This is a genomic window from Parerythrobacter lutipelagi, from assembly GCF_005434975.1.
Classification (GTDB): Bacteria; Pseudomonadota; Alphaproteobacteria; order Sphingomonadales; family Sphingomonadaceae; genus Parerythrobacter_A; species Parerythrobacter_A lutipelagi.
The window spans coordinates 1165471-1183058 of record NZ_SKCJ01000001.1; the positions used below are offsets into that span (position 1 = coordinate 1165471).

Annotated in this window: 16 protein-coding genes; 8 read left to right on the plus strand and 8 right to left on the minus strand. The window is 60.9% G+C overall.

The window, feature by feature from the left end:
* Nucleotides 1–4 precede the first annotated feature (4 nt).
* On the plus strand, nucleotides 5–1144 hold the full coding sequence (locus tag E0502_RS05820; protein ID WP_137676966.1) for a serine hydrolase domain-containing protein: 1140 nt from the start codon (nucleotides 5–7) through the stop codon (nucleotides 1142–1144).
* On the opposite strand, the gene E0502_RS05825 is transcribed toward E0502_RS05820, so the two are convergent.
* Genes E0502_RS05825 through pdxH form a run of 3 tightly spaced genes read right to left on the minus strand, consistent with a single transcriptional unit; the run spans nucleotide 1129 to nucleotide 3481 of the window.
* On the minus strand, nucleotides 1129–1923 hold the full coding sequence (locus tag E0502_RS05825) for a PhzF family phenazine biosynthesis protein (protein WP_137676967.1): 795 nt from the start codon (nucleotides 1921–1923) through the stop codon (nucleotides 1129–1131). The genes E0502_RS05820 and E0502_RS05825 overlap by 16 nt on opposite strands.
* A complete protein-coding gene (locus E0502_RS05830; protein ID WP_137676968.1) occupies nucleotides 1920–2870 on the minus strand; it encodes a cation diffusion facilitator family transporter in 951 nt (316 codons plus the stop codon). Before E0502_RS05830 ends, E0502_RS05825 begins: the two co-directional genes overlap by 4 nt.
* Entirely contained in the window at nucleotides 2867–3481 is a 615-nt protein-coding gene (gene pdxH, locus E0502_RS05835) for a pyridoxamine 5'-phosphate oxidase (protein ID WP_137676969.1), read from the minus strand. Before pdxH ends, E0502_RS05830 begins: the two co-directional genes overlap by 4 nt.
* Before the next feature lie 215 nt (nucleotides 3482–3696).
* Between pdxH and E0502_RS05840 the strand changes: the two genes are divergently transcribed.
* The 4 genes from E0502_RS05840 to fabI are packed head-to-tail and all read left to right on the plus strand — an operon-like array spanning nucleotide 3697 to nucleotide 6843.
* Nucleotides 3697–4005 carry a hypothetical protein gene (locus E0502_RS05840; protein ID WP_137676970.1) on the plus strand — a complete coding sequence of 103 codons (309 nt, stop codon included), beginning with the start codon at nucleotides 3697–3699 and terminating at the stop codon, nucleotides 4003–4005.
* A 55-nt stretch (nucleotides 4006–4060) separates the two neighbouring features.
* Nucleotides 4061–5011, plus strand: a complete 951-nt coding sequence (locus E0502_RS05845) for a DnaJ C-terminal domain-containing protein (RefSeq protein WP_137676971.1) — start codon at nucleotides 4061–4063, stop codon at nucleotides 5009–5011.
* A 35-nt stretch (nucleotides 5012–5046) separates the two neighbouring features.
* Complete coding sequence (locus tag E0502_RS05850; protein WP_137676972.1) at nucleotides 5047–6021, plus strand: YihY/virulence factor BrkB family protein; 975 nt, start codon at nucleotides 5047–5049, stop codon at nucleotides 6019–6021.
* 18 nt (nucleotides 6022–6039) lie between these two features.
* Nucleotides 6040–6843, plus strand: coding sequence for an enoyl-ACP reductase FabI (fabI, locus tag E0502_RS05855; RefSeq protein WP_137676973.1), 804 nt, complete (start codon nucleotides 6040–6042; stop codon nucleotides 6841–6843).
* A 13-nt stretch (nucleotides 6844–6856) separates the two neighbouring features.
* Here the strand turns inward: fabI and E0502_RS05860 are convergent, their stop codons facing one another.
* The 4 genes from E0502_RS05860 to E0502_RS05875 all read right to left on the minus strand — a co-directional run bounded on the left by E0502_RS05860 (nucleotide 6857) and on the right by E0502_RS05875 (nucleotide 12458).
* Nucleotides 6857–8152: a hypothetical protein gene (locus E0502_RS05860; RefSeq protein ID WP_137676974.1), complete on the minus strand. Its 1296-nt coding sequence runs from the start codon at nucleotides 8150–8152 to the stop codon at nucleotides 6857–6859.
* Nucleotides 8097–10262: a GumC family protein gene (locus E0502_RS05865; RefSeq protein ID WP_137676975.1), complete on the minus strand. Its 2166-nt coding sequence runs from the start codon at nucleotides 10260–10262 to the stop codon at nucleotides 8097–8099. Before E0502_RS05865 ends, E0502_RS05860 begins: the two co-directional genes overlap by 56 nt.
* Before the next feature lie 13 nt (nucleotides 10263–10275).
* Nucleotides 10276–10965, minus strand: coding sequence for a polysaccharide biosynthesis/export family protein (locus tag E0502_RS05870; protein WP_161593710.1), 690 nt, complete (start codon nucleotides 10963–10965; stop codon nucleotides 10276–10278).
* Between the two features lie 155 nt (nucleotides 10966–11120).
* On the minus strand, nucleotides 11121–12458 hold the full coding sequence (locus E0502_RS05875; RefSeq protein WP_161593711.1) for an O-antigen ligase family protein: 1338 nt from the start codon (nucleotides 12456–12458) through the stop codon (nucleotides 11121–11123).
* Nucleotides 12459–12740: 282 nt separating this feature from the next.
* Here E0502_RS05875 and E0502_RS05880 point away from each other — a divergent pair, with 282 nt between their 5' ends.
* Genes E0502_RS05880 through E0502_RS05890 form a run of 3 tightly spaced genes read left to right on the plus strand, consistent with a single transcriptional unit; the run spans nucleotide 12741 to nucleotide 16445 of the window.
* A complete protein-coding gene (locus E0502_RS05880; protein ID WP_137676978.1) occupies nucleotides 12741–14018 on the plus strand; it encodes a nucleotide sugar dehydrogenase in 1278 nt (425 codons plus the stop codon).
* Nucleotides 14015–15037 carry a polysaccharide pyruvyl transferase family protein gene (locus E0502_RS05885; protein WP_137676979.1) on the plus strand — a complete coding sequence of 341 codons (1023 nt, stop codon included), beginning with the start codon at nucleotides 14015–14017 and terminating at the stop codon, nucleotides 15035–15037. The genes E0502_RS05880 and E0502_RS05885 overlap by 4 nt, the downstream gene beginning before the upstream one ends.
* A complete protein-coding gene (locus E0502_RS05890; protein WP_137676980.1) occupies nucleotides 15030–16445 on the plus strand; it encodes a hypothetical protein in 1416 nt (471 codons plus the stop codon). Before E0502_RS05885 ends, E0502_RS05890 begins: the two co-directional genes overlap by 8 nt.
* Here E0502_RS05890 and E0502_RS05895 read toward each other — a convergent pair.
* Nucleotides 16442–17521 (minus strand): acyltransferase family protein, encoded by a 1080-nt coding sequence (locus tag E0502_RS05895; protein WP_161593712.1) that lies wholly within the window; start codon nucleotides 17519–17521, stop codon nucleotides 16442–16444. The genes E0502_RS05890 and E0502_RS05895 overlap by 4 nt on opposite strands.
* Nucleotides 17522–17588: the final 67 nt, after the last annotated feature.

Sequence of the window (17588 nt, forward strand, 5' to 3'; positions counted from 1 at the left end):
GGGCATGTTCGCCCGACTGTCGTCCGTCCGCTCCTGTATCGCCGTGGCTGCGCTGGTTCCAGCCCTTGCTTCCTGCGGTGATGCTCCTGCCGACCCCGCTCCGCTCAGCGCCGAGGCCGAAGCGTCTGTGATAGTGGAGAATGCAGGCGCACCCGATGATCGCCTCGCGCGCGAGATCGACGATATGTTCACCAAGGACGGAGTCGGCGAAACGCGCGCAGTCGTGCTGATGTATGGCGGACAGGTCGTCGCGGAGCGCTATGCGCCAGGATATGACCGCGAAACGCTGTTTGTTGGCTGGTCGATGTCCAAGACTGTAACGGCGGCAATGATCGGCATGCTGGTCGCCGACGGCCGGTTGCGGCTCGACGAATCAGTTCCGATCCCGCGCTGGCAGCGGCCCGGCGATCCGCGCGGAGAGATCACGCTGAGACAGCTGCTCCAAATGCGGTCGGGGCTCGAGCATGACGAATCGGGTGATCCCCTCTACGAGACATCTCTCGTGCGGATGCTCTTGCTCGACGGGCGCGACGATATGGCGGGATGGGCCGAAGCTCAGCCGATGGAGGCCGAGCCGGGTGCTCGGTTCGAATATTCGAGCAGCACGACAGTGATACTCGCGGATATTGCCGCACGAGTTCTGACGGAAAGCGATGATCCCGACCTGCGGCGCCAAGCCGTTGATACATTTCTCAAAGCGCGCGTCTTCGCGCCGCTGGCGATGGAATCGGTAGTGCCTGAATATGACGCTGCAGGCACGTTGATCGGTGGAAGCCTGATCCATGCCACCGCACGGGACTGGGCGCGATTCGGCGATTTCCTGCGCAACAAGGGCTCGTATCGGGGAAGCCAGTTGCTCCCGCGCAAATGGGTTGAGCTGATGACTTCGCCCAGCCCGCGTTCAGCGCATTACGGCCTCCAGACCTGGCTCAATCGCCCGACCGATCTGACCGATAATCACCCGCTGTTTCCTGATCGCGCACCGCAAAGCGTGTTCGCAATGACCGGCCACATGGGCCAATATGTGATCGTCTCGCCCGAGCAGAGGCTGACGCTGGTTCGCCTCGGCCACTCGAACGCCGAAGAGCGAGCCGTCCTGAAGCAGGAAGCGGCCGATGTCCTCGCACTTTACCCGGTGAGGTAGAAAGCTCCCTCGACCACAGTGACACATGCGCCGCCGAGCCATGCACGATCTCCGTCAAGCCGGCATGTCAGATCTCCGCCGCGCTGTGATGCCTGATGTGCGGTGAAACTATCGCGCCCCAGCCGGTTCGCCCAGAACGGGGTCAGCACTGCGTGGGCCGAGCCGGTTACGCTGTCTTCATCGACGCCGCCGCCCGGCACAAACACGCGGCTGACAACGTCGACATTCTCGCCCGGTGCCGTGCAGATGAACTGGTCGTCGCCCAGCGCGCCGAGCCCGCGCACATCAGGCTCAAGCGCGCGCACCTGTGCTTCGCTCTCGAACAGGTAGATGCCGTAGCGATCGGGATTGAGCCACACTTCGCTTGGCTCCGCCCCGAGCAGCTCGGCAGCCTCCGGCCATGAGCTGCGGGTCGTCGGTATGGCCGGCAGCGCGAGTTCGTAACCGGCAGAGCTGCGCCTAACCTCGAGGTTGCCCGCCTTGCGGGTGCGGAAGGTTACCCGGTCGCCGCCGTCTCGCTTCAACAGGACATGGCCCGCCGCCAATGTCGCATGGCCGCACAGGCGGATTTCGCACGTCGGAGTAAACCAGCGCAGTTCCCAATCCGCTGCGCCGCTCTCGTCTTTCACCACGAAAGCGGTCTCTGCGAAGTTGTTCTCTTCTCCGATAGCTTGCAGAACGTCGTCCGGCAGCCATGCATCGAGCGGCATCACCGCCGCCTGATTGCCCTTGAAGGGGCGGTCGGCAAAGGCATCTACGTGCCAGAACGGCAATTTCATCCGGGCTTCTCCAGTTTGTCGAATTCATCGGCTTCGGCGAGCGGATTGCCAGGCTCGTCGACATGTCCTTCGGGATCGATATGGATCAGCAACTCCATATCGGGGAAGTGGCTGCGCAAATCGGCTTCAACCCGCTCGATGATGTCATGCGCGTGTTCCACTGTCATGGTCGCGGGCAGATCGACATGGAACTGGACAAAATCGTGCGTCCCGCTTGTCCGGGTGCGCAAATCATGCAGGCTTGCAAGCTCTGGATGCTTGGCCGCCAGTTCGACCAGCCGCATACGCTTTTCTTCCGGCCATTCGTGATCCATCAAATGGTCGATTGCGCCGCTCGCAGCGCGCCAAGCGCCCCACAGCAGCCAGCCCGCGATCAGCAGCCCGAATACAGGGTCGGCTGCTCCCCAGCCCGCGTATTGATCGAGCGCGAGAGCGGCAATGACCGCGAGATTGAGCAGCAGGTCGGATTGATAGTGCACGTGGTCCGCCCCGATCGCGACGGAGCGGGTCCGGCGGATCACATAGTTTTGCCAGCCGAGCAGCGCCACCGTTGCAACAATCGCGATGGCTGAAACGGCAATCCCTTCCTCCGCCGCGCTCGTCCTGCCGCCTTCGATCAGCTGCTGCATGGCGCGGAAACCGATGCCCGCCGCCGACAGGGCAATCAGCATGACCTGGAACATCGCAGCGAGCGATTCCGCCTTCCCGTGACCGAACCGGTGGTTCTCGTCCGCCGGTTGCGCGGCAATCCACACGCCGATGAAAGTGGCCAGGCTGGCAATGAGATCGAGCGACGAGTCAGCCAGGCTCCCGAGCATCGCGGTCGAACTCGTCTGCACGCTGGCCCACGCCTTGAGCACGATGAGCAGCAGCGCGACCGTGATCGACGCCGCCGCTGCGCTCTTGGTCAGGAAAGCGCGGCGATCCGGGCCGTCTTCTTCTGTCACGGATAGAGCAGCGTGCTGTTCCAGCCGAGTGCATCGCCCGCGCCAGAAAGGGTGAAACGCCGCCGGTCATGCATTCGGCCCGGACGGTCGAGCCAGAACTCGATCGCACGCGGACGCAAGCGGAATCCCGTCCAATGGGGCGGACGCGGGATGTCGCCTGCAGGATACTCCGCCTCGATCGCGGCCACCCGTTCATAGTAGGTGGCGCGTTCTTCCAGCGGGCGCGACTGATCCGACGCGGCAGATGCGATCTGCGATTTGCGCGGGCGCGAATGGAAATAGGCATCGGCCATTTGCGCGCTCACTTCTTCCAGCGGGCCTTCGATGCGGATCTGCCGGCGCAGGCTCTTCCAGTGAAACAGCAGCGCGGCCTGCATGTTGGCGCGGATCTCCTCGCCCTTGCGGCTCTGGGCATTGGTGTAGAACACAAAGCCGTCATTGCCGTGACCCTTGAGCAGCACCATGCGGACCGATGGCGCGGCACCCGGCGTGGCGGTCGCGAGCGCCATGGCGTTCGGATCGTTCGGCTCACTCGCCTGCGCTTCGGCAAACCAGCCGTCGAACAGCGCGAAGGGATCGCTGTCGGGAATGGCGCTTTGTTCAGCTTTCAACGGGCTTTCCTTTCCAAGTGGAACACATGGAACAAAGTCCTAGTGGTCGAATCCCGGGACGAAGATTCGGCGATCAAAATCGCAGTGCTTAGGTTTGGCGGGGCAGCAACAATCATCTCCCGTCCGCTCTAACCTCGGTGCGCCAAGTAGGAAAGGGTCCAGCATCCCAGACGCTTGAACTGGCAATCAACGCGCGTTAGACGAACCGCATCTGGTTGTCAGAAGAAGTGATAGTATTCGGCATAATCGCGGTTATTGCTCTGCTGCCGGTTCTGGCGATAAGCTACATCAATAGTTGTGCATATCGTTGTCGCGAGCTAACTTACGAAGTCATTGGAGAAGCTGCGGTCTATCTCTTTGGTTTCGCATTGCTGATCTGGGCGGTCGATCAATTCACCGACGACACTCCGATCAGTTTTTCTGGTTCTGCTGCTGCTTCGGCTTTTCTCTTTTTTGTTTTCTCGCTTTCTTGGACCGGCGGCTACTACCTAGGGGCCTGGCATCGGAAGCAGATCACAAGCTAAGATCACGGAGCCATTCCGCTTGCGCCAAGCCACTGTTGCACCTAGCTAACACGCCATGGCTGATCCCTATGCAACACTTGGCGTTTCGCGCTCGGCCGATGATGCCGAGATCAAGAGCGCTTATCGCAAGCTGGCGAAAGAGCTGCATCCCGACCGCAACAAGGGCAAGCCCGACGCGTCGGAGCGCTTCAGCAAGGTCACGCAGGCTTACGATCTGCTGTCCGACAAGACCAAGCGCGCACAATTCGACCGGGGAGAGATAGACGCCGACGGGAACCCGGCCAATCCATTTGCGGGGATGGGCGGCGGCTTTCGCGGAGGCGGCGGACCGCAAGGCGGATTTCGCCCTGAGGACATGCAGGGCTTTGGCGCCGAAGGCGTGGATCTCGGTGATATTTTCGAAGGCCTGTTCGGCGGCGGCGCACGGCGACCCGCCGGCGGAATGGGCGGCGGCTTTGGCCAGCAGCGGCGTCCGCCTCCGCCGCAGAAGGGTGCGGATATCGCCTATCGGCTGCGGGTTGGCTTTGCCGATGCTGCCGCGCGCAAGGACCAGCGGATCACGCTGGCGGATGGCAAGACGATCGATCTCAAGCTTCCCGCCGGGGTCGAGGACGGCACGCAGATGCGTCTCAAGGGCAAGGGCGAGCAGGGCCCGGGCGGTTCCGGTGACGGGATCGTCACGATATCCATCGACAAGCATAAATTCTTCCGCCGCGAAGGCGACGATGTGCGGATGGACCTGCCGATCACGCTCGATGAAGCGGTCGGCGGCGCCAAGGTCAAATGCCCCACGGTTGACGGTACGGTTATGCTCACGATCAAGCCTGGTACCCACGGCGGCACAGTGATGCGGCTGAAGGGTAAAGGCTTTTCCAGGAAGGCCGGCAGCAGGGGCGACCAGTTGGTAACGCTCGAGATTCAGCTGCCGGAGGATATCTCGGAACTGGCCAAGCGGCTCGAAGGTTGGCAGGACGACAGCAAGCCTCGCTCGAAATTGGGGGTTTGACGGAAGGAACGACGCGTTTTGCACGAGGGGCCCCGATGAGCGACAGCGATCTGCCCCCTGACATCGAGCGCAGAATCCATTCGGACACGCCAGAAGCGCGCCGGGCGCAAGCCGAGCAGCTGCGTGGCCGGATCAAAAACAGGGTTGGCCCCGGAACGCGCATCTGGCGCGTGACCAAGCGGGTCATTGTCGGCACTTACAACGACGGGTTCATTCACGCGGGCAATCTGGCCTATATGGCCGTCCTTGCCATCTTCCCGTTTTTCATCACCGCTGCCGCACTGTTTCGGGCCTTCGGCGAGGAGAGCGAACGCGCGGCCATCGTCGATACGATTTTATACGCCGTCCCGCCGATTGTGGGGAACGTCATCGAACCCGTTGCGCGCGATGTTATCGATGCGCGCAGCGGCTGGCTGTTGTGGGCCGGGGCACTGGTCGGTTTATGGACCGTCGGGAGCCTGATCGAAACCATTCGCGATATCCTGCGCCGATCCTACGGCACAGACGCGACGAAAGCTTTTTGGCAATACCGGCTGAGTTCGACCGCGATCATCATCGTTTCTGTCGTCCTGCTGATGATCAGCCTGATTGCGCAATTCCTGATCGGCGCGGCGCAGGAAGTGATCACCGCCTACATTCCCGATTTCTCCGATTCGCTGGGCGAGCTCAAGCTGTCACGCATCATCCCCGCCATCGGGTTGTTCGGTTCGATCTATCTGCTGTATTATTCGCTGACGCCTGGGCGATATCGCCACAAGCGGTATCCCAAGTGGCCGGGCGCACTTGCGACCACCCTGTGGTGGGTCGCCGTCACCGTGGCGATGCCGCCGGTGCTGCGCAATTTCTTCACTTATGATCTGACTTACGGTGCGCTGTCGGGCATCATGATCGCCCTGTTCTTTTTCTATCTTGTTGGGCTAGGAGTGGTGATTGGCGCGGAGTTGAATGCAGCGCTCGCGGTGACCCCGGAAGAAGAAGAGGCGGCCGTGCGGGAAGGCGGCGAGACTTAGGAAAGGATCGGATTGAAGATGAGCGGTTTGATGGCGGGCAAGCGGGGTCTCATCATGGGGCTGGCGAATGACAAATCACTCGCCTGGGGGATTGCGAAGCAATTGCGCGAACACGGCGCAGAGCTGGCCTTCACCTATCAGGGTGAGGCTTTGGCCAAGCGCGTGAAGCCGCTCGCGGAACAGCTTGGGTCCGATTTCACTTTCCCCTGCGATGTGTCCGACATGGCCGCGCTCGACGAAGCGTTCGACACCCTCAAGGCACGGTGGGATACAATCGATTTCGTCGTCCATGCGATCGGTTTTTCGGACAAGAACGAACTGCGCGGGAAATATGTCGACACCAGCCTCGACAACTTCATCATGACGATGAACATTTCAGCCTATTCGCTTGTCGCCGTGGCACAGCGCGCAGCGGCAATGATGCCGAACGGCGGATCCATTGTGACGCTTACCTACTACGGCGCAGAGAAAGTCATACCGCATTACAACGTCATGGGCGTGGCAAAGGCAGCGCTGGAAACCAGCGTCAAATACCTCGCCAACGATCTGGGCCCGCAGAACATCCGCGTGAACGCGATCAGCGCAGGACCGATCAAAACGCTTGCCGCCAGCGGGATCGGCGATTTTCGCTACATCCTGAAGTGGAACGAATACAACGCACCGTTGCGGCGCAACGTCACGATCGACGACGTTGGCGGCTCGGGGCTATATCTGTTGTCGGACCTGTCGTCTGGCGTGACCGGTGAAACGCACCATGTCGACGCCGGCTATCACGTCGTCGGTATGAAGCAGGAAGACGCGCCGGATATCGCACTCGACTGACAGGCGGGCCGTATTATTCTTCCGTAGCTTCCTCAGTATCGGCAACGCCTGTGTCTGATTTTTCGGGCAATGCCGCGAGCTTGACGATTTCCAGCTGATCGACTGTTCCGCGCAAGGCGGAGCGACCGGACCATGCGCGGGCCTGAATGCCGATGCTCATGAAACCGCATCCGGCGGGCGCGGCTCCGACCTCGAACACCTTTACGCCGCGCACAAAGCGCTCATCGAAGAACGGCGTGCCCGATCCAGCGCAACGCAGCTGCAATCGAACATCGCGAATTTGGTCCGCCGGCATGATGCGGTGACCTATCTTGACCCCAAATCTCCCGGAGGGCGTTCGGATCAACCGTTCGGCAATGAGCCCCCCCTCGCCGCTCCGGACATATATATCCAGCTGGCCTTCGCGGCGCGATTCCTGCGCGCGAAGTCCGCGGTCGTCAGCCAATTTCCAGTCAAACGGGGCAAAGTCGCTGGCCCAATCGATCGGGCCCGCTCCGCCACTTGCCGCCTGTTTGCCGGAAGATATCTGGAACAGTCGATAGGCACGGTCTGTCCGATTGTTCTGTGCCAACCCTGCGATGAGACGGCGCTCGAACTCGTCCGATCCCACATCGGCGCGCTCCCGCAAGTCGGCCAAGGCTGGCAGGGCATCCGGCTTGCGTACGGCAAAATCCAGAAAGTCATTGTGCCAGCCGGCACTGCCATCGAGAATTTCGCCAAGTACCGGCAGGGCAGCTTGCTGTTCAAGCGCACGCATCAGCACAGGGAACAATGCGGCTTCCTGTTCCGGGTGAACCTTCAGCAGGCGGTCGAGCGTTCCGAGCGACCCCGAATAGTCACCAGCCTTGACCTGTTCTTCGAGTATGAGGCCTTGCAGCAGCAAGTCGCGGCGATTGATCCGCGTTGCCGCAGCAAGGATCCGCGCCCGGCTCTCTGCATTGCTTTCTGCAAGCGCCAGAATTGCATGGGCCTTGGGAGTGAGAGGCTCGGACCGGAAGGCATCGAGCGCCAGCGAAGACGCCGCTTGCGCCGAAGGCACGACATCGTCCTGGGTCTCTACGCCGCCCATCAATGTGCGCGCTGCGAGCTGTTCTTGCGACAAGCCATTCTGGATCGGCAACCAGGCCGCCACTTGCGGTGCCTTCAGCGAGCTGAAGCTACTGAGGGCCTGAACAAACAGGACCCCTGACAAGACCAGCCCGAAGGCAAGCGCCGCTATGAAGCGAACCGGCTCAGCAATGCTGAAAACGGACTTATGAGCGCGCCGCGTCCGTCGCATCATCATCTCCGTAGCCGTAGCCGTAGCCATAGCCATAGCCATAGCCGTAGGTTGAATTGCGCTCATCAAGCTTGGTTACCAACGCTCCGAAGACATGAGCGTTAGCCGACTTCAGGCGGCTGATCGCATTTTCAATCGCCCGGATGTTCACTCCGTTCGACTCTACGACATAGAGCACGCCTTCGACTGCCTTGGACACTTCGAGAGCATCCGCCAGCCCGAGCACCGGAGCGCCGTCGACGAGAATATGGTCGTAATGCTCGCCCGCCTGACGGATAACTTCAGCCAGCCGGTCGCTGGCCAGAAGCTCGACCGGATTGGGCGGCTTGTGTCCGGTCGGCAGCAGATCGAAGCCGTGCGGGGCGACCTGTACGATGGCCGACTGAAGCTCGCCATTGTTGCCCGAAAGGACTGCGCTCAAACCATGATTTGGATCGGCTTCGATGCCGATGAAATCGCTGAGGCCGGAATGCCTGAGATCGGCATCGATCAACAGCACTTTCTTGCCCAGCTGGGTGAAGCTGCGCGCCAGTGCAACAGCGGAAATCGACTTGCCTTCGTTCGGCCGGGTCGAGGTGAGCATGAGCGTTTTCGGGGCGCCATTGGGCGTCAGGAACGCGAGGTTGGTCCGCGCTGCGGCATAGGCCTCGGAAATTTCCGAACTGCGCTGCTCGAGCTCGCTGACGATGTCGTCCGTCTCCACCCGCGGGATCAAGCCGATCGGAGCAAGACCCAGGCGGCGGCGTACGTCATTCGGATCGCGGATTGTCCGGTCCATCGTCTCACGCAGGTAAACCAGCGCGATAGCCAGAAGCAGAGCAATGACCAGCCCGATCAGCAAGTTGCGGATCAGCGAAGGCGCATAGGGCGCGCCGGCCGGTTCCGCAGCATCGATCAATGTCATGTTGTTTTTGCCGGCGCCCGCCGCTTCCAGTTCCTTGAAGCGCTGCAGCAGCGCTTCATAAAGCTGGCGATTGGTGTCGACTTCACGCTTGAGAATGCCGTACTGGATCGACTGGTTTTGCTGACCCAGGAAGCTGTTCTTCACCTGGTTCAGGCGTGAACGCAGTTGCTGTTCTTCGAGCGAAGCCTTGCGGAACGCTGCTTGCGCATCCTGATTGTCAATCGAGCTCTCGCCACTCAGCGCTTGACGGAGTGAAGCGATTTCCGCCTCTTTCGCCTTGATCTCGGGATATCCTGGCCCGAATTTCGAACGCAGCTCCGCGAGCTGAGACTGAGCTTCCGCCAAGCGGTTTCGCAGGCTGGCCGCAGCCGCGGCTCCGGCTTCGTTACGGGTGCCGGCCCGCAGCGCGGATTCAGCTGCAATGCGCTGCGTTGTCGCTACGGCGAGTGCATTGTTCAGGGAGACAAGCTCTGCTCCGACCAAAGTGCTTGTCGCAGTTTCCGATCCACCTTCTTCGCCGCTGCCGGTAACGAGAATAACTATCTCGTTGGCATTGGCATAATCGATCAGCTCTTTCTCGGAGACTGCGAGACGCTCGCGAAGCTCTTCGATCTGTCCTTCAAGAAATTCGCGAGCTTCCGCGTTGGCGCCAAAGCGCTTTTCGTAATTGGCATCGAGAAATTCCTGCGCCCAAAGGTTCGCAAGATCCGCCGCAACTTGACTGTCCGGACTGGAAAAACGGATGTCCACCAGATTCGAATTGGGAACGGGGTCGATCTGCACATTGGCACGCAGCAGACGCTCGATCCGCGATTCACGGACATCGCCGTCAAGATTCAGCCCATAAGCGGCAAGAAATTGCTCATCGCGCGCAAGGTTGCCCGCATCGGCCACTCGCTGCGCCAGGAACCTGGATTCCAGCAGCTCGTACTGGGTTGTGAAATACTGGATATCGCCGCTACGCCCCTCCAACTCGATCGGTTCAGCCTCTGTGACGTTCTGCGTGACGCGCGAGATTTCGATCCGCGCGGTCGAACGGTAGAGCTCAGTCGACAGCAGCGTGGCCAGAAGGCCTGCAAGCAAGCCCAGTGCAATAATCCCGAGGATCCAGAAGCGCAGATTCTGCGCCTGGATATAGAACCGCTCAAGATCGAGGCCGAAAGTCTCCGCAGTTCCGTCATCGCCATTAGCGGTAAAGGTCGGATAATCGCCGGTCATTGGATTGGTGTTGTTCATGGCTCGCTCGTGATCAGTTAATGGCGCGATCGATCAGGATCGCGCTGGTCGACAACAGCGGGATGAACTGAAGAATGTTTTCAAGGTTGCGCCGCGAGGGCGAGTCCCCGACCGTTACGATATCACCCGGATAAATCACCGGATCAGGATAATTTCCCCGCTGGATGCCTTCGATATTGAACACGCCGATATAGCGTTGGCCGCCGACGTTGCGCATCACCAGCACATCGTCAGACTTGGCATATTCATCCAGTCCGCCGGCGTTGTTGATCGCGCGGATCAGTGTTTGCGAAGTTGCGGAAGGATAGGTCCCGGGCTGCACGACCTCGCCGCCGATCGAAATCGAAGGGACCGGTAATTCAGCGGGCCGGACGCGCACTTGCGGATTGACGATATACTCGCCGCGCAACCGGTCAGCGATCATGACGGCTATCTGGTTCGGAGTCTTGCCTCCGACATAAAGATCACCAACGAGCGGGAATGCAATGTAACCTTCGGAATCCGTAAGATACGTGCCGCCCAGAGGTTCGGCATCCAGAACCGTGACTTCGATCCGCTCCTGGGGGCCCACAGTATAAGCCTGTGTCCCGCTCGACGCAGGGAGTTCCGACAGTTGAACCACCTGAATGTCAGGCGAAAGGCCAACCGACCGGTCCTTTGTGCAGGCGGCAAGCGTCAACGCTGCCGCAAGGGCCAGACTCAATCTTAATGCAATTCCTGTCATCGGACCCTTCATTTGCCGAACCGGGGTGGCCTTAACCATCGACCGACCATAAGCAAAGCTGTTTGTGCTGACAATCCGGTGCCCCGTCCATGGCATGGCTCAAGGACGGCAAATGGAGCCTTTCCGGAGAATGCCTAAGTCGCGCCGCGATAGGTCGCCCGCTCGAATGCGAAAACCGCAACCAACCACACCGCAACCAACTGAAACAGCGGCGCGCGCAGTGGATAGTCGGCCAGGCTTGCGAACAGAACGATAGTTCCCAACGCGAGCCACAGAAGCAATCGCCCCAGTCCGGCCTCTCCGCCGCCTACAACCACCATTATCGAGCGCACGACCCATGCGATCAGCGCAAAGACGAGGGCCAGCGCCGGAAGACCCCCTTCGATCACCAGCTGCGCCCAGTCGTTGTGCGCCATGTTGACGTAAGAGGCGAACATCAGCGTATCTGGCTCGTGAATGTGATAGACTTCTTCCCAAGATCCGAACCCGCTGCCCAAAAGCCCATAGGTCCACGCCATTTCGCGCAATGTCGGCAACAAGCCCCAGCGCAAATCCTCGAATGTGCCCCCAGCAGTCAGGCGTTCGAATGCCGGGATGCTGCCGGCAAGCGCGAACAGGGCGACCATGGCGGCCAAGGCGCCGACAGCGATCGCCAGAATGATCGCCGGACTGAGCACGCGGGAAGATTTTTCGAGTTCTTTCTGGCGGCCGCGCTTGGACCGCCGCAGCTCGAGCCAGAGCAAGGCGAGACTGGTCGCCAGCGCCAAGGCCGCTGTCAGCAGCCCTGCTCTCGAGGCCCCGATAAGGGCAGCAAACAGGATCATCACGTAAAGAATGCCGAAACCGATACGGGGCAAACTGCCGTGGAAGCTGAATTCGGGAACCGTCGCGCAGTAGGCAATCAGAACCAGTGTGAGCGACGAAAGCACCGCAGCGTGGTTGTGATTGGCAAACAGGCCCACCGGAGATCCGAAATTGGTGACTTCATAGAAATAGAGCGGGCCGGAATTGGCACTGATGACCTGCAGCAACCCCGCGGCGGCATTGATGCTGCCGATGGCAATTATCAGCAGGAACAGCGTTCGCTTGGAAGCGCCTGTCGCAGCGACCAGAAGCAGCGCGGCTATCGGCACGACCAGACTGGCGAGCGCATTGAGGGTGCGGGCCGGCACCATGGATATCGGGCGCCAGACATCGCTCGCTCCCAAAGCTGCGCCGATCTCGGCAATCGGCTCCCGCCCGGGCAAAAGTTGCCACAGCGCGGGGGGCAGCGGGACCAGCTGGAGTGCCATCCACAGCGCGAGCGCGCACAGCAGCAGTATCGGCGTTCGGATGTCGCGCAGTTTTTCGCGGTCGATCCAGTAGATGGCCGGGATCAGGAAAAGTCCGGCAAGAGGACGCAGCGCAACCGTCTGAATCGCGTCGGGCCGAGAGCTGCCGCCGAGCGCAGCGACGACAGCCGCGAAAAGCATAAGGATGACCCAACCGTGACGTTTTGCGGCAGGGTTTTCACTGCGGATTATTCTCATCGAGAAGGGGCTCGGTCCATCGGTTTACTGGCCATTGGCGACCGCGGCGGCGTTTCGGGTCGGAAGCGGACCATGTCAAGTGTTTCACCCGCGAGCGAAAGCCATGTACCTGTGCGTATGAATGCGCCCTTGACTGCGCAACCTCGCTTCCCCAACGCAGCGCGCTTAACAGACGCGGCGTCTTTTTACAGCGCGGCAATTGATACTTTTATTTACGGGTGACGCATGGACATTTCGGGAAAGACGATTGCGGTAATCGGCCTAGGCTATGTCGGGCTGCCGGTCGCCGTTGAGTTCGGCAAGAAACGCAAGGTCGTCGGCTTCGATATTCGAGCCAACCGCGTGGCGGACCTTTCGCGCGGGATCGACGAGACCCTGGAAGTCGAGCCGGAGGATCTGGCTGCGGCCAGCAAGCTCACCTTCAGCTGCGATCCGGCGGATCTAAACGAGTGCGATGTGTTCATCGTCACCGTCCCCACCCCGATCGACGACGCCAACCGGCCCGACCTCACCCCTCTGGTCAAGGCTTCTGAAACCGTCGGATCTGCGCTCAAGCAGGGGGCGGTCGTGATTTACGAATCGACCGTATACCCCGGCGCAACACGCGAAGTGTGCGTCCCTGTGCTGGAGCGCGTGTCAGGGCTGGTGCACAACAAGGACTTCTTCACCGGCTACAGTCCAGAGCGGATCAACCCTGGCGACAAGGAGCGCCGTCTGGCGACCATCGTCAAGGTCACCAGCGGGTCGACCCCGGAAGTGGCCGAAGCGGTCGACGCGCTCTATGCCGAGGTGGTCACCGCCGGCACGCATATGACCAGCTCGATCGAAGTCGCCGAAGCGGCCAAGGTGATCGAGAACACCCAGCGAGACGTCAACATCGCGCTGATCAACGAACTGGCCATCCTGTTCGACAAGCTCGGTCTCGACACGCGTGACGTGCTCGAAGCGGCCGGGACAAAGTGGAACTTCCTGCCCTTCACGCCAGGCCTCGTCGGGGGGCACTGCATCGGTGTCGATCCCTATTATCTGACGCATCGCGCGCAGCAGGTGGGCCATCATCCCGAGGTCATTCTTGCCGGGCGGCGGGTAAACGATGCGATGAGCACTTATCTGGCCGACCGGGTCGTACACCTGATGCTCAAGCGCCGGATTGCCGTGGCCGATGCCCGCGTTTTGGTCATGGGGCTGACCTTCAAGGAAAACTGCCCTGACCTGCGCAATTCCAAGGTCGCCGGCGTGATCGACCGATTGCAGGAATTCAATGCCGAGGTCGATGTCTGGGACCCGTGGATCGATGCGGCAGAAGCCGAGCGCGAATTCGGCATCCGTCCGCTGGCAGAAGCCCCGGCGGAGGGCACCTATGACGCGGTCATCCTTGCAGTTGGCCATCATCAGTTCGCTGAAATGGGCGCCAAGCAAGTCCGCACGCTGCACAAGGATACCGGTGTCTTCTTCGATGCCAAGGGCCTGTTCGGCCGCGACGAGAGCGACGGACGGTTGTGACCATCCGGGCGGTCCTGCTCAACGATACGCGGATCGACCGCCACCACGGCTGCACCAGCGTTGTTGCCACGATCGACACTCTGTGCGCAGCCAATGATATCGAAATTGTTGCGCGCAGCACTGCGCATAGCGACTGGCGGGCCAATCCGGCGGTCGCTGCAGCATTCGAGAGCGCGGACTGCGTGATCGTCAATGGCGAAGGCACAATCCATCACGACCGGCCTGCGGGGCAAATTCTGCTCGAGGCCGGACCCCGCGCCAAAGACCATGGCAAAATGGCGTTTCTCGTCAATTCGACCTGGCAAGCGAACTCGGCGGAAAGCCTGAAAAAGCTTCAGGCGTTCGATATTGTCAGCGTGAGAGAAAGCGCCAGTGAGGCGGAGCTGAACGGGCTTGGCTTCGCGCCGAGGCGGATACCCGATCTGGCGCTATATCACCGGCCCAGCACGGCGGAAGCCCGTGACGGCATCGCCTATTGCGACAGCGTCCAGGGGCCGAAGGCTCTGGCCCTCTATCGCAGGATGTGGGCTCTGGGCGCAGACCCGCTTCCGATTGTGCAGCTGTCCCGCCGGCCGATCGAACTGCTGCGCTGGCTCAAGCGATACGATCCTAGCATCTCAGCCCTCCTGCGCCCCGCGCATGCCCGAGACGCACTGCGCGCGACGGTACAGGATTTGAACAGGCAAATCGCCAATCGCGATGAATTTACTGCCCGGGTCGCGGCCAGCGAGCTCATTGTAACCGGGCGGTTTCACATGATGATCTTTGCGCTTGGCGCCATGACGCCCCTGCTCGCGCTCGGATCGAACACGCACAAGATCGAAGCGACCCTGCGCGATGCGGGTCTGGAACCGTGGCGTGCCATTGCCGATGCCGCAGAGCTTGATGACGACTTGCTCACCCGCGCTGCTCGCTGGCATGGCGAGGAGCGGGAAAACCTTGCGCGTTTTGTCGCGCAAGGGCGTGCCGCCATGGAGCAACTGTTCGCTGATATCGCGGCACAGACGCGCAGTGGCTGAAACGCGCAGCCTCGACCCTGTGGTCGACGCGACCGCGCTTACGACGCTCGCAGTGTCGGACGTGATGGATCCATTGTGGAAGCTGGAGCTGGCAGGTTGGTCGGCAATGTCCTTCACCGGCGGCCAGACCCGGCCGTCAAGGCTTGCCACGGTGCTGAAGCATCTGATCGCGAGCGTAATCGCCATTTTGACGCTCATCTGGCTCAGCCTGCGCCACCGCGGAACATCGGCTAGCGAGGCCCGTGCGCTCTTCAGCGAGGCCAATTCCGTGTTCGCATTGCATGGCGAGAATAGCACGCGCACGCGCCATTTGCGTTCAGCCTTGGCCGAAGCAAAGCTGGCATCGAAGACAGTCTTGTTGCTGGGACGGCCAACATCCGGCACGGCCACTGCTGCCAGGGCGCTGGATCCCGATAATACGCTCGGCAAAGCGCGCTTTGTCAGGCCTGTAACACTTGGAAGCGTTTTCGCCGGACTTCCAGAAGCCATTCGGTTGCTTGCGAGGGGAGCAGGCGAAGTGTCCCGGTTTCGCGGACCGATTGCGTTTCGTGCCCTGCTCGCAATCGATTTTCGCATGGCATTGGGTTCGGCGCACGCATGCTGGTGGCGCAAGGCGGCGACAGGTCTGCCGGTCAACAGTGCGTTGTTTGCCCACACCGGCACTGCAGACACGTCTCAGCTTGAACAGGCAATGCACGCACAAAGCACGCGAACCGTGCATCTGGTCCATGGGACCAATATCGGATGGGCCTTCGCCGGCATGTCCGATGTGGCGGTTTACCCCAGTGGTGCGGACGCGCGGCTAGGCGCGAAGCTGCCCGCTTATGGCCGCTGCATGCACCTTCCGCTTGAGCGTCCAGCGGTCGCGGCGGGCAATGGCGACTGGGCTTTGCTGACTTCCTATACGCACCTCCAGAATCCCAGCTTTGCCAAGCTTGGTTCGCGCCCCGATTGCGAACTCGTCGAATGGGTGCGCGCAGTAGCTGATTCGCATGGGCAGGATCCCGCGCGGGTTCTTTGGCGTCCTCATCCGCAGATTGATCTGGTGCCCGACAACGAACGCGAGCGTCTGGAGCAGGCCGTGTCCGAGGCCGGTTTCACGCGCTGGCCTGCTGACCTGCCATACGCGGCACTGGGTGAATTTTCCGTCGCTGTCTCGGCACCTTCAACGGTGCTGACCGATGGCCTGCGGCTTGGCCAGCCGGTGATCATTGCAAGCCTGACACCGTTCCAGCGCGACGCGCTCTATGCATCGCACCCCTTGCTGATCGAGAGTGTCACAGGATTGCACGAGGCCATAGCGCAGGTAACAAATCCGAAACTGCGCCAAGAGGCATTCGTTAAAGCGTGGCGCGCGATCGAACCGGGCGACCGGTTGCAGATCGGGCCACTTTTGGCGCAGATTTAAGGGACCAGTGCCGGCCCCGGATCGCGCCGCTGCGACCCGAATCGGATCAGTGGTTGCTCGAACAGCTTCCACGAAACAAGCCCGGCAATATAGGTCAGCGCCGACGCAATCAGGAATCCGCCCCAGAAGCCAAGACCGATCCAGAACCTGGCATCCACCAGCAGGACTGCCTCGATCACGAAGAGGTGGAAAAGATACATGAAATAGGACACCAGTCCCACGCTGGCGAAGAATGAGACCACCCCGTTGTCCCGTGGCTCCAACCGCGCCAGAGCCGCGACCCACAAGGCTGCGAACAACCCAAAGATCAGATAGCCGACCGTCGCGATGAATGGCGGATACCAGGTGGCAAACCGGAACGCGATGATTGTTCCGATCGTCAGCAGACCGTACATCAGAGCGGCGCGCGGTATCGCCAACAAGCGATCAAACTTACCTATTGCCGCGAGCGCTCCAAGAGCAATGGCGTCGATCCGCGCCGGCGGGAATATGCCGATCATCCCCTCTTCCCAGCCAAGCCCGAGGGCGAGCCAGAATCGCAAGGGAATCGACAGGACTACCAGCGTCGCCAGCACCAGGCCGAAACGCGGCCATGCTTTCCACGCGAGCAGGCCGAGCAGGATGTAGGCGCTGACTTCGACCGACAGGGACCACGTGATCGTGAATGGAACCAAGGCTTCCCCCTGGATCGGCTGGAGATACCCGGTCAGGAACAGCAACGGTTTCCACATATTGGCAAAATTGCGCCCGTCGTTCGTCGCCAGGTCAGCCAGGGCAAAAGTTGCCACGGCCACGACAAAGATCGGCACGATGCGGAAAAAACGCTTGCGAAAGAACAGGGCAATATCGCGCCGGTTCTTCTCTTTCGACAGGATCAACCCGACTAGAAACCCGCTCAGCGCGAAGAACAGGTCGACCCCCATCCAGCCAATAACGCGCAACGTGCGGCCCACCGGATCGCCCTCGAGCGGCGCGAAACGATAGGATGTATGGTAGGCGATGACGAGCAGCACGCCGAGCGCGCGGATTGCGTCAAGATAGGCCAGCCTGTTCTTGAATGAGCTTCCGGAGGACAATGGAGGTGCGACGCCTATTTTCTTTTGGCGCGACCTCGAATGCGTTTCTACCCGTATATTCTTCGGC

Excerpts from the sequence above, each read along its gene's own strand:
- E0502_RS05820 (WP_137676966.1), top strand. The coding sequence starts at position 5 with ATGTTCGCCCGACTGTCGTCCGTCCGCTCCTGTATCGCCGTGGCTGCG.
- E0502_RS05825 (WP_137676967.1), bottom strand. The coding sequence starts at position 1,923 with ATGAAATTGCCGTTCTGGCACGTAGATGCCTTTGCCGACCGCCCCTTC.
- E0502_RS05845 (WP_137676971.1), top strand. The coding sequence starts at position 4,061 with ATGGCTGATCCCTATGCAACACTTGGCGTTTCGCGCTCGGCCGATGAT.
- E0502_RS05850 (WP_137676972.1), top strand. The coding sequence starts at position 5,047 with ATGAGCGACAGCGATCTGCCCCCTGACATCGAGCGCAGAATCCATTCG.
- fabI (WP_137676973.1), top strand. The coding sequence starts at position 6,040 with ATGAGCGGTTTGATGGCGGGCAAGCGGGGTCTCATCATGGGGCTGGCG.
- E0502_RS05860 (WP_137676974.1), bottom strand. The coding sequence starts at position 8,152 with ATGGCTACGGCTACGGCTACGGAGATGATGATGCGACGGACGCGGCGC.
- E0502_RS05865 (WP_137676975.1), bottom strand. The coding sequence starts at position 10,262 with ATGAACAACACCAATCCAATGACCGGCGATTATCCGACCTTTACCGCT.
- E0502_RS05875 (WP_161593711.1), bottom strand. The coding sequence starts at position 12,458 with ATGCTTTTCGCGGCTGTCGTCGCTGCGCTCGGCGGCAGCTCTCGGCCC.
- E0502_RS05880 (WP_137676978.1), top strand. The coding sequence starts at position 12,741 with ATGGACATTTCGGGAAAGACGATTGCGGTAATCGGCCTAGGCTATGTC.